Here is an 11,684-nt window from a genome sequence, read left to right on the forward strand (position 1 = left end):
AATCTGGTTTTAGATGACGATCTTTTGGATTCTTTGATAGTTCAATTACGTGATAAGTTGTTAAACTTGCATCTTTTTAAAGACCTTGATTTGACTATTAACTTTAAGGGAATTCAGTTGAATACTAAAGTTGGTAATCAAAGTACTAATGCTAATTTTCAAGTAATATTGCATCGATTGCTTGAGAAGTTTAGTCAAAAGGGTATTCATATTCTAATCACAATTGATGAGGTTAAGGCTACGCCGCTTTTAAGGAAGCTGATTAGTTGCTACCAAATTATGCTTCGAGATAATTTACAAGTTTCACTGCTAATGGCTGGTTTACCAGAAAATGTTTCAGAAATTCAAAATGATGACGTTTTAACTTTTTTGCTGCGTGCTAATCGAATTACCCTTGATCCATTAGCTGCTGAGAGCATCAAAAATAGTTATGCGCATATTTTTAGTAAAGCTGGTTTCAAAATTGAATTACCTGCTTTGCTGTATATGACTAAACAGACGATGGGTTTTGCTTATGCCTTTCAATTATTAGGTTACTGGGTTTGGCAAACTGCGGTTAAATACGGTGATAGCCAGATTACGATTGATGTGGTAAAAAAGGCTTTAGATCGGTATATCAGTGACCTATTTAGAAATGTGTATTATAAGATTTATCACGAGATGAGTATGAAAGAACGTGAATTTGTTCAGGCCATGGTTAAGGTCGGCACGCAACGAGTTCGTGCTAAACAGATTGGTCAAATAATGGGGAAACAGCCTAATTATGTTGCAGTTTATCGACGCAAATTAATTGATGATCAAATTATTATGTCGGCCGGCTACGGTTTTGTGCAGTTTATGTTGCCATACTTTGACCGTTTTGTGACAGAGCAAGTCATGCTTGACCAATTTTAAACAAAAGTCCCGTTACAGCTGGATTAATACTGTAACGGGATTTCATTTAGTGATTGCTTTTGGCAATTGCTTGGTTGACACTAGCTTGTTCTTTTTCAATCAGGTCAACCTTACTTTCAATGATCTTAATGTCCATCTTGATCTCCCGGGTCAGGCCAGGAGTATTGATTTTCGGTTCGAAGAAGGTCTTGAATTCGGCAAGCCGTTTTGGCGTATGAAAAATACCAGCGGTCACGGTAATGAAGGTAGCAAATTCCATGTCACCACCGACCGTGTCATTTAACCACTGCCAGTTATCACGGAGCCAATCCCAGGCTGCCTGCTGACCGGCATCGTTAGCAAGCACTCCCCGGTACCAGGCGCGCAGGTCCTGGGGTTTAATAACGCTGGCGTCCTTATAGAGGCTAATGATCTTTTTGATCAAAGCCGAATCGGTTGTTTGTGGCAGGGCGGCCCGAATATCCTGCTTGTAAGAAGGGTCGGCCGTCTGCTGGTAGGCCGTAATCAATTGGTTGAAGAGGTTAGGACTACTGAAGTTTTGGGCTTCATTTTTAAGTACTAATCCTCGAATATCAGCGGATAGGTTAATTAGTTGGCCTTGGTTAGCAGTGAAAATTTGGTGAGCAGCCTTAATAGCGTCCTGGTTGTGCGCGTAAAGAGCGGCGTTCAAAACGACGGGCCGGGTCAACTGATCATCATTAGATTCACTATCTTTCGGCAACCAACCGAGCCGGCTTACCTGAGCCTTGCTCAATTGATCAAAGAAAGTTCGTAGTTCTTGCTCTTCTGCTGAGCCGGGTTGGACAAACATCTTCAAGCTGTTGGCAATTCGGTAAAGTTCAGCATTGACAATTGCAGAGTGACTGTCGGCAAAGCGCTTTAACAATGGAATCAAGGAAGCATAAGAAATTTGCTGACCCTCGGCGAGCAAACGGAGATCTTGAAGCAATTGCCGTTGGCTGATTGGATCAAATTGGTCGGCTGAATTCAAGATATCTTTCAGTAAGGTGTCGTCGTATTTAACGATGAAGTGAGAATTGTTACCGACATTCAAGCGGAACGGCTTTCCATTAGCCTGACGCAGTTCCTGGTAGTTGCCTAATTTAATTTCTTTATCAACCATGATCTGCGGTGCAGCGGCATAGTTACTGTTCAATGGGATCTGCCAAGTGCGACCTTTGTCAACCCCGTCACCGATGAAGAACTGTTTTTGGGAAAGGACTAGCTGGCCATCGTTAGCCACTTTGGCCGTGACGACTGGATAACCCGGTTGCTCCAACCAGGAATTCATGATCTTGCCAATGTCCAGCCCAGAAGCATCACCGAGAGCTTTCCATAGGTCGCTTCCTTTGGCATTATGGTATTTGTGAGCGGCAAAGTAATTTTTGAGTCCTTTGCGCAGAGCGTCATCACCAAGCAGGGCGCGAACCATTACTAGCATTCGCGAACCCTTAGCGTAGACGATGGCAGAGTCAAAGATTGAATCAATCTCGGCTGGATCGTTGACGTTGACGTGGACTGGTTGTACCCCATCGGTGGCATCCCGTTGCAGGGCCATTGGGGCTTCGGAAGTTTGGAAGAGTTCCCAAACGTGCCATTCGGGGTGGATGGCGTCGACGGAAACGTATTCCATCATGTTGGCGAAACTTTCATTGAGCCAGAGGTCGTCCCACCAATTCATGGTGACCAGATCACCGAACCACTGGTGAGCCAACTCATGGGTGATGACCGTGGCAACGAAGCGTTTCATGTCCAATGAAGCATTGTCTGGATCCAGTAAGAGGTAGGCTTCCCGGTAGGTGACTAGTCCCCAGTTTTCCATGGCCCCGGCAGAGAAATCAGGCAGAGCTAGTTGCCAAGAATGGGGAAGCGGGTATGGTGTTTGGTAAAAGTCTTCGTAGAATTCAATTGCTCGTTTAGCAATGCCCAAGGCAAAGTCGAGTTCCTTCGGTTGGTGAGCCTTGGTAGCGAAAACGCCGACCTGGACGCCGGACTTAGTTTTGGTCATCTTGGACTGCATTTCACCAAAGGCAAAGGCAACCAAGTAGGTAGACATGCGAACCGTCTTTTGGAAGTAATGGACGCCATCAGTGACGTGGTCCTCAGGCATGTTGGCGATGATCGTTTCACCAGGGTGTTCATCATACTTGATGGCCAAACTAAAAGTAGCCTTGGCAGCCGGTTCGTCGACGCTTGGGAAGGCTTGGCGAGCGGCCGTGGTTTCAAATTGAGTACCGATTAATTCCTTCTGTTCACCATGAACCTGGTAGTAAGATGGGTAAATTCCCATCATTGAATCGGTGAGGGGAGCAGAATACTTAATCGTCAAGGTCACCTGACCAGCTCTAGGGAGGGTGATGTTGATAGTTTCTGCTTGGCCATCCGTAGTGAAGGGAACGTCCTTACCGTCAGCTTGAACACTAGCTACGGAAAGATACTTTTGGTTAACGGCGATCTGGGGCTTATTGGCATGGCCGCTGATGGTCGTCTTACCGTTGATGGTCTTCTGCGCCCGGTTAATATCGAGATAAAGGTCGTAATGTGCGGGTTGAAAATCATCCAATAGTCGTTTTGTCATTAGAAAATTCACTTCTTATTATTAGGATAGTTTAATTGTACGGCAAATGCCCGGTGGTGGGAAGTTATTGGTATCGGAATTGCTTTTGTTAGCTATGATTCGGTAAAATAAACCTATTTAAGGAGATGATTATCAATGGACGTAACGATTCGACGCGATGGTTTACAATTGGTAGGACGCCTGGAAGGAACCACGACCCTTGAAAATGAGGCAGTCGCGATTCTGATGCACGGTTTTAAGGGTGACCTGGGCTATGATGAAAATAAAATTTTGCCCAGTCTGTCTCACTACCTAAATCAACGTGGATTGCCGACACTGCGCTTTGACTTTGCCGGCTGTGGTAAGAGTGATGGACGATTTGTCGATATGACCGTTCTGAGTGAGCTCCTTGATGGGATGAAGATCATCGATTTTGCACGCCGGAAGATGAAAGCCAAGACGATTTACTTGGTTGGCCATTCCCAAGGCGGAGTAGTAGCTTCCATGCTGGCAGCCTACTACCATGACGTTATTGCTAAGGTGGCTTTATTAGCTCCGGCGGCGACGCTGAAGGATGATGCCTTGAAAGGGGTTTGCCAGGGTAGTGAATATGATCCAATGCATATTCCTGACCAGGTTGACGTATCGGGTTTTGCGGTTGGCGGTGACTACTTCCGCACCGCGCAGCTTCTGCCAATTTATGAAACTGCCCAACACTTTGCCGGCCCGGTTTTGTTAATCCATGGACTGGCGGATACCATAGTTTCGCCAAAGGCATCGCAGAAGTATAATATTATCTTGCCTAATAGCGAGCTCCACTTGATTAAGGGTGAAGGACACCTATTTCAGGGCCCGGCTAGGACTAAAATTGAAAAATTAGTGGCAGACTTTTTACTCCAGAAATAATTAAAAGCGAAACTGACAAAAAATCAGCTTCGCTTTTAATTTTAGTGAAATGCATTGGCGTGCACCTTTCGAAAGTGGCGACCACTATAAATATCGGCTTGACTATGTTGAACGGCCCAGTTAGAGATAGTATCAAGAACGGGCAATAGCGACCGTCCTTCTTTGGTTAATGAATATTCAACCCGAATTGGCATTTCATTATACTGCTGGCGGGCAACAATTCCGGCCGCTTGGAGTTCTTTGAGGCTGTCAGCCAGGGCAGCATCAGAAATATTCTCCATTTCGTTTTTTAGTTTACCGTAACGCATTGATTTGCTATGACCAAGGATGCAGAGTAGGCGGGGCTTCCATTTGCCGCCAAAGATGTCGAGAGCATAATCAACTGTACAATAGTATTCCTTGGGTGTTTTTCGCTGATACATTGGGGATTCCTCCTCAAAAAATTTTTAGTAACTCAATTGCTTTTGAAATCGTATCTTTATCGATTATAGGCGACTATTATGAAAAACGTAAATAATTGAGATAGGAGGAATTGATGATGGCAGTTAAAGCATATTTACAGATTACAATGGTAGTTCCAGAGAAGAACCGGGCTGCAGCAGCCAAGGTTTACCATGATTATCGTCAGCCATTTTTAGACACAATTCCGGGTGCTGAAACCAAGGAATTGCTGGTTCGGGACGAAGATGTTCAGGTTATGCACGGCTTTGATAGCGTTGAACATGCTAAGGCTTACCTGAAGTCAGACATGTTTACCAAGCATGTCTTTCCTGGCCTGAAGCCAACTTGGACAGAGGACCCGGATGTTCGGATTTATGCTGTGGCTTAAATGATTTAATTACAAAACATAAAAATAAAGCTCGATTATGGTCCATGGTGGTCATAATCGAGCTTTTCTATACAGTTATTTAGAACATAGTTAGCTATGCCTGGATTAAAAAGAAGAGTGACGGAAGTTTTGCCGCATTTCCATTTGAATCTCTTCCAAACTCTTTCCTTGTGTTTCAGGAGTTTCAAGATAGGTAAAAATCAATGCAAGAAGATTAAAGGCAACGAATAGGCTGAAAGTAGCAACTCCGCCCCAGTGATTAAGTAAAATTGGAAAGACGAAACCAACGAAGAAGTTGGCTAACCACAACATAAATGTTGAAATTCCTGCTCCTAAGCCTCGTAAGCTTTGGGGGAAAATTTCGGACAAAAGTGTCCAAATTGTTGGTGAAACTGAAGACTGGAAAAATGCTAAGAAAGCCATTGTTGTACTAATTACAATCCATGGTAGTAATGATGAGTGTGCTAAAAGGGCAATAGTTAAAGTTAACGCGAATAGTGAACAAGTAGTACCAATAATACCAGTTAGCAACATTTTGCGTCGATCAACTGTCCCCATAAAGTGCATACCAATTATTACTGCGATGAATGATGCTAAGCCATTACCAATATTGGTTAGTAAAGCTGTATTATGTCCTAATCCGGTTTTCATCAAAATACTCGTACCATAATACATCATGATATTAATGCCAATAAATTGCATCATGATTCCGAAACAACTACCAATTAACAGTAAATGACGTACCCAAGGCCGATTGAGATCATGCCAGTTTGCTTGACGAATCTCACGATGCTTTGCTAGAACGTTTTTGATACTATTAATTTCATGTTGACATATTTTTTGGTTGGGCCGAATTTTTTGCAAGACAGCCATTGCTTGCTTAGTTTGGTTATGCATAATTAACCAGCGTGGTGATTCAGGAAGATAGAAGATTCCTAAAAATAGGGCGATTGAAGGAATCATTCCAAAGGCAATCATGTAACGCCAAATATTCGTTACATGGGGGAAACAAGTTCCTAAAATAGCATTGACTGTAAAAGCTAACAATTGGCCACCGGTAATCATTAATTCATTTTGGGTGACTAATTGGCCTCGCAGAACTGAAGTAGCAATTTCAGCTAAATTAAGTAGGTACGATCACAGATGCCCCACCAACTGCGAAGCCGAGCAGAAAGCGAAAGATAATCATTAAAATTGCGTTAGGTGCTAAAGAGCAGGCTAAGGTACCAGCCAAGAAGATAAGTGATAATAGCCATAAGACATGACGACGACCATAGTGGTCAGATAGACGTCCGGCAAATAAGGCACCACAAGCCGCACCTAAAGTAATGCCTGAAGTAACTAATCCTTCTTCAGACGAAGATAGATTCAGTTGGTTTGGTGAAGCCATATATGGTAATGCTCCATTGATTACACCAGTATCAATCCCAAAAAGCAGGCCACCAAGGGTCGCAATTAATGCAATTTTTCGTAACCTATGTATATACTGCTCATTTTTAGAACTAATAATGTATCACACTCCCATTTGTAAAATTAGCAGCTCCCAATATATGTAAATGAGCAATTTTATACTAAAAATTTAAAAGAAGCTTTATTCTTAACACCTTTACCCTAACATGATCATTTTGAAAATGTTTCCTTTAGGCTTGATCTGTTTGTCACATGCATTCATAATTATGCAAAATTATTTTAACGGTAAAGTGGAAGAATCAATCAGATCAGTCCTAATCTTCAGCTTAAAATCAGCTAAAAGAAAAGAGCCGTCACTTTGTTTTGCAAAGGTTATCCCAATGCAAAGGAGGTGCGACTCATGATTATAAGTTCTTTTGTCAACTATCTAGAGCAGCTATCACTCGTGATACTACCATATTAACTCATATAAAAAAGCCCTCTTGCTATTCGTACTAGCAGAGGGCTTTTGTGATCAGTCGGTGTAATCCAGACTTATCAGTTCTTTTGTCTACATTTATTGTATCATCATCAGGTTTATTAATGATGATCAGTTCTTTGCGATATCATTTTACCCAAAATGATATCGCAAACTAGCCGAAAATAATGATAAAAAAAGTATCTATTTGTGATGCCTAAATAGATGCCTATGAAAATAATTAAATTCTTAATTTAGTAATCCCTTTTAGCACTAACACTGGTTGATTGGTGTTTTTGTTTGTGTAGGTCAGAAGTCAACGAACTTTCTTCAAAGCATCCTTGATCGGAGTAGCACCACTACGCATCATGATGACCTTGCCAATCGTGTTATCAAATTTCAACAGGTCAGCAAGAGTCTGGGCGACATCGGGGATTGGGTTAGCCGTTTCTTCGCCCACACCGATGTTAATCTTCCCCGTGCCCGGCTTTTCAGTCAGAACTGCCGGTTGAAGAATTGTGTAGTCAAGGTCGGTACTATGGATAAGGTAGTTGTCGGCAAAAAATTTGGCAATATTATAATCGGTAATTCCCGCGAGGGCCGGATATTTGTGCCACTGGTCTGGTTCCAGCGCGTACATTGAGCTGAGCATAATGTAGCGCTTGATGCCAACTTTTCCTGCTGCCTCCATTGTCTTAACGGCGCCCATGGCATCGGTCTGTAAAAGATCCTTGCCCCGGGATCCGGCGACAAAGTAAACGATGTTGGCACCCTTCATCAGGGAAGCTAAGTCATTGACACTGCTGTGAAGATCCATCTTGACCGGCGCAACTCCATTTAATTTGATGATTTTTTCGGGATGCCGGGCCCCGGCGATAACTTTATTACCAGCGGCAACGAGGTCCTTGATTAATTCCGTGGCAACCCGTCCGGAGCCACCAGCGACAAATACAATTTTCATTTTGAGGTTCCCCCCTAAATTAACTTACCTTCTCATCATAACCGGAAAATGATTAGAAAGGTTGGAAAAGCACTTGGTCTCTAGGAAAGCAGCTTAGGATCGATTTTACGTTGACCGTGGTAGTATTTGCGATCATGGTCATTGATTGGTCGCTGTACCCGAGCTGGGATACCAACCGCGACCACGTTGGCTGGCAGGTCCTTGGTGACGACTGCACCGGCACCGACCACGGTATTGTCGCCGATCGTGACACCGGGAACGACAATCACGCCGGCACCAAGCCAACAATTTTTGCCGATATGGATCGGTAGGTTATATTGCGCTCCTTGGCGACGAAGCTCCGGTAAGATGGGATGGTTAGCCGATGCCAAGGTAACGTTGGGGCCCATCATCGTCCGGTCACCAATATAGACGTAGGTATCATCGACAACGGTGAGGTTGAAATTCGCATAAACGCCATCGCCGAGCATGACATGACGGCCACCCCAATTGGCATGGAAGGGTGGTTCTAAGAAACAGTCTTTACCAACGCGACCGAGCATCTTTTTGAGTAATTGTTGCCGTTTAGCGCCCTCGGTCGGCAGGGTTCGGTTATATTCATACATTGGTAATTGAGCCTGGACCTGGGTTTTCAAGATGGCCGGGTCATTGGGAAAGTAAATTTGTTGGTCGTGAAGTTGGTGCTTAAGATCCATAATGATTGCTCCTTTTTCCTTTATTGTATCAGATTGGAACTATAGGTTATGAACAAAATCTCAGCCATTGAATACCAAAGTGCGGTATTATTGAGATGTGATGATTATAACAAGCATTTTTAAAAGAAGGGATTATTAATGACTGAAGAACATCATTTAACTTCAGAAATGGTTGAAAAATACCAGCAAGAATTTCACGCGCGACGGGATGCCGACGTGGTTTCACGGGCGGTTCAGAAAAACGGTATTCGCAACGCTAGCGAAGACCCAACCGCTAGTGCTCGTCTTCACCGGGCCTTTTCCTATGAGATTAAGACCGGTAAGCCGTCCAACCAGCGGCACAGTGGTCGGTGCTGGTCATTTGCGACCCTGAACACGCTCCGGCACAAGTTTGCTAGCAAGTATAAGGTTAAGGACTTTGAACTTTCTCAAAACTACCTGTTTTTCTGGGATCGGATCGAACGGGCTAACATGTTCTTCCAAAAGATCATTGAAACGGCCAAGAAGCCACTTCATGATCGGACGGTTGACTTTTACCTGAGCTTCGCCGAAAACGATGGTGGACAGTGGGCCAACGCCGCTTCAATTGTTGAAAAGTATGGGGTAGTGCCAGAATACGCAATGCCGGATACCCATAACACCCGGGACACGACCGACGTAGCTGCGGTAATGAACTACCTGATGCGTAAAGATGCGTTGGCGTTGCGAAAGCTCGTTAACAACGGTGCTGATCAAGATGAATTAGCCACGGCTCAACAAGAGATGATGGCGGATGTCTACAAGGTTGCTGCTTACTCCTTTGGTGAACCACCGGCAAAGTTTGACCTTGAGTACCGGGATGACGATAAGAAATTCCACCAGGTATTAGGCTTGACACCACTGAAGTTCTACCGAGAATACTTTGATACTAATCTGAATGACTATGTTGTAATTACCAACGCTCCGGATCATGAGTACAACAAGGTTTATGCAATGCCAACTCAAGATAATGTGGCCGGCGGAATTCCAATCAAGTTCGTCAACGTGCCATTTAAGTACCTGCAAGAAGCTGCATTGAAACAGCTGAAGGCCGGTGAAACCGTTTGGGTCGGTAACGATGTTCTTCAGCAGATGGATCGGAAACGAGGCCTGATGGATGCCAAGCTCTTCCGGCGGGCTGAACTACTCGATGTCGACTTCACGATGAATAAGAAAGACCGGCTTGAGACTCGTCAGGCCATGGTTTCCCATGCCATGACTTTAACCGGCTTCGACCTCGTCAACGGTGAACCAAGTCGGTGGAAGATCGAAAATAGCTGGGGCAAGGATAACGGTGCCAACGGTTACTTCGTGATGACCGAAGACTGGTTCAAGGATTATACTTACGAAGCCGTTATCAACCGCAAGTACTTGGACGATGATTTAAAGAAGTTAGCCGACAGTACGCCAGTCATCCTGACGGCCTGGGATTCACTGCAGTAAAGAGTTAACAAAGAAGGTAAGAAAATGGCAGAAAATCAACTGATTGATCATTATTTTTACGATGAAGCTGCCTATGACTACCATGATGGTGGTTACGTTCCGCTAGAAGAACCGCAAACACCTCAGCGGCCGTTAAACATTCCGGCAATCTTGAAGCCAGATAAGGAAACGGCAACCGATATGTATTACACGATCGTCGCTCAGACGGGGGAAGTACAGTTGTTACCTGGTCAAAAGACGAAGACCTGGGGCTACAATGGCCCACTTTTGGGTAAAACGGTGATCTTTAAGCGGGGCAAGACGATCCATGTTCACCTCGTTAATCACTTGCCAGAAGTGACGACTTTTCACTGGCACGGCTTGGCAATTCCGGGCCCAATTGAAGACGGTGGTTGCCATGCTCCAGTCTATCCGGGCAAGAGTCGTGATGTTACTTTTAAGATCAACCAACCGGCGGCCTTCGTTTGGCTTCACGCTCACCCGTGTCCGTCCACAGCTGAGCAGGTTTGGCATGGCCTAGCTGGTGGCGCAATTGTTCAGGATCAGCACGAGGCCAGTTTGCCACTGCCACGCAATTATGGAGTCGATGATATTCCGATTATCCTTCAGGACCGGCGCTTCCACAAGGACAACCAGTGGAATTACCGCGCCGATTATGATCCGGATGGGGTTGCTGGCCCAACGCCGATGATCAACGGGACGATTAACCCGTACTTCGACGTGACTACCCAAAAGGTTCGACTGCGTTTCCTCGATGGGGCCAACCGGCGAGAATGGCGTTTGCACTTCTCTGACGACCTCGAATTTACCCAGATCGCCGGTGACCTGAGCTTACTGCCGCACCCGGTGAAGATGAATAAGCTCTTGATTACCTGTGCCGAACGACAGGAAATTATTGTTGACTTCGGCAAGTACAAGCCGGGTGATGAAGTGATCCTCTATTCTGATGATGTTCCATTGGTTCACTTCCGGATTCATGAATTTAAGCCCGACCACATGCAGCTACCAGACACACTTTTTGAAACGCCTGATCCGGCAGTTGATCCCGACCTGCCAGTTCACCACGTCACCCTCGACGGGATGGATGAGTCGGTAGCGATGAATGGTAAGAAGTTCAAGATGGACCGGATCGACTACAAGATGCCAATGCATAAGGTTCAGCTTTGGGATATCTGCAACACTAATCCAAAGCCGGGAATGATCCATCCTTATCACATGCATGGTACCGCCTTTAAGGTTGTTTCCCGCGATGGTCATGCACCGAACCCGAATGAATTGGGTCTCAAGGATACCGTAGCAGTTAACCCCGGTGAGCACGTGGTAATCAAGGTTTGGTTCAATGTTCCAGGAGTCTTCATGTACCACTGCCACATTATTGAACACGAGGATGGTGGGATGATGGCCCAATTATTGGTTGTGGATCCTGCTCATCCGCACAAGAAATATCACCTGATGAACCACATGACTCTGATGAAGGCCTTTGCTAAAGAACGACACGTTCCGTTGGACAAGTT

The 11,684-nt window shown here is 44.8% G+C and carries 9 protein-coding genes and 1 pseudogene; 5 read left to right on the forward strand and 5 right to left on the reverse strand.

All coding sequences use genetic code 11. From position 1 onward, the window contains the following. The coding region (locus ACEYV4_RS06800; protein ID WP_373842586.1) for an ATP-binding protein at window positions 1–894 on the forward strand (894 nt) is incomplete at its 5' end. Window positions 895–940: 46 nt separating this feature from the next. Here the strand turns inward: ACEYV4_RS06800 and ACEYV4_RS06805 are convergent. Next, the gene (locus tag ACEYV4_RS06805; RefSeq protein WP_373842587.1) at window positions 941–3,472 is read right to left on the reverse strand and encodes a M1 family metallopeptidase; all 2,532 of its coding nucleotides are present in this window, start codon (window positions 3,470–3,472) and stop codon (window positions 941–943) included. Between the two features lie 135 nt (window positions 3,473–3,607). Between ACEYV4_RS06805 and ACEYV4_RS06810 the strand changes: the two genes are divergently transcribed. Beyond that, window positions 3,608–4,357, forward strand: a complete 750-nt coding sequence (locus ACEYV4_RS06810) for an alpha/beta hydrolase (protein WP_373842588.1) — start codon at window positions 3,608–3,610, stop codon at window positions 4,355–4,357. Between the two features lie 41 nt (window positions 4,358–4,398). On the opposite strand, the gene ACEYV4_RS06815 is transcribed toward ACEYV4_RS06810, so the two are convergent. Beyond that, on the reverse strand, window positions 4,399–4,779 hold the full coding sequence (locus tag ACEYV4_RS06815) for a winged helix-turn-helix transcriptional regulator (RefSeq protein ID WP_373842589.1): 381 nt from the start codon (window positions 4,777–4,779) through the stop codon (window positions 4,399–4,401). Window positions 4,780–4,895: 116 nt separating this feature from the next. On the opposite strand from ACEYV4_RS06815, the gene ACEYV4_RS06820 reads away from it, so the two are divergent. Continuing rightward, window positions 4,896–5,186, forward strand: a complete 291-nt coding sequence (locus ACEYV4_RS06820; protein ID WP_373842590.1) for a hypothetical protein — start codon at window positions 4,896–4,898, stop codon at window positions 5,184–5,186. A 105-nt stretch (window positions 5,187–5,291) separates the two neighbouring features. Here ACEYV4_RS06820 and ACEYV4_RS06825 read toward each other — a convergent pair. The 3 genes and pseudogenes from ACEYV4_RS06825 to ACEYV4_RS06835 form a co-directional block, all read right to left on the reverse strand. Further along, a pseudogene (locus tag ACEYV4_RS06825) lies at window positions 5,292–6,696 on the reverse strand (sugar porter family MFS transporter). A 673-nt stretch (window positions 6,697–7,369) separates the two neighbouring features. Next, window positions 7,370–8,014 carry an NAD(P)-binding oxidoreductase gene (locus ACEYV4_RS06830; RefSeq protein WP_373842591.1) on the reverse strand — a complete coding sequence of 215 codons (645 nt, stop codon included), beginning with the start codon at window positions 8,012–8,014 and terminating at the stop codon, window positions 7,370–7,372. An 80-nt stretch (window positions 8,015–8,094) separates the two neighbouring features. Beyond that, complete coding sequence (locus tag ACEYV4_RS06835) at window positions 8,095–8,709, reverse strand: sugar O-acetyltransferase (protein WP_373842592.1); 615 nt, start codon at window positions 8,707–8,709, stop codon at window positions 8,095–8,097. A 138-nt stretch (window positions 8,710–8,847) separates the two neighbouring features. On the opposite strand from ACEYV4_RS06835, the gene ACEYV4_RS06840 reads away from it, so the two are divergent. Both ACEYV4_RS06840 and ACEYV4_RS06845 read left to right on the forward strand, forming a co-directional pair. Continuing rightward, window positions 8,848–10,170, forward strand: a complete 1,323-nt coding sequence (locus ACEYV4_RS06840) for an aminopeptidase C (protein ID WP_373842593.1) — start codon at window positions 8,848–8,850, stop codon at window positions 10,168–10,170. 24 nt (window positions 10,171–10,194) lie between these two features. Next, a partial coding sequence (locus tag ACEYV4_RS06845) for a multicopper oxidase family protein (protein WP_373842594.1) occupies window positions 10,195–11,684 on the forward strand: 1,490 nt, incomplete at its 3' end.

It is taken from the genome of Limosilactobacillus sp., from assembly GCF_041859915.1.
GTDB lineage: Bacteria > Bacillota > Bacilli > Lactobacillales > Lactobacillaceae > Limosilactobacillus.

Excerpts from the sequence above, each read along its gene's own strand:
- ACEYV4_RS06805 (WP_373842587.1), bottom strand. The coding sequence starts at position 3,472 with ATGACAAAACGACTATTGGATGATTTTCAACCCGCACATTACGACCTT.
- ACEYV4_RS06810 (WP_373842588.1), top strand. The coding sequence starts at position 3,608 with ATGGACGTAACGATTCGACGCGATGGTTTACAATTGGTAGGACGCCTG.
- ACEYV4_RS06815 (WP_373842589.1), bottom strand. The coding sequence starts at position 4,779 with ATGTATCAGCGAAAAACACCCAAGGAATACTATTGTACAGTTGATTAT.
- ACEYV4_RS06820 (WP_373842590.1), top strand. The coding sequence starts at position 4,896 with ATGGCAGTTAAAGCATATTTACAGATTACAATGGTAGTTCCAGAGAAG.
- ACEYV4_RS06830 (WP_373842591.1), bottom strand. The coding sequence starts at position 8,014 with ATGAAAATTGTATTTGTCGCTGGTGGCTCCGGACGGGTTGCCACGGAA.
- ACEYV4_RS06835 (WP_373842592.1), bottom strand. The coding sequence starts at position 8,709 with ATGGATCTTAAGCACCAACTTCACGACCAACAAATTTACTTTCCCAAT.
- ACEYV4_RS06840 (WP_373842593.1), top strand. The coding sequence starts at position 8,848 with ATGACTGAAGAACATCATTTAACTTCAGAAATGGTTGAAAAATACCAG.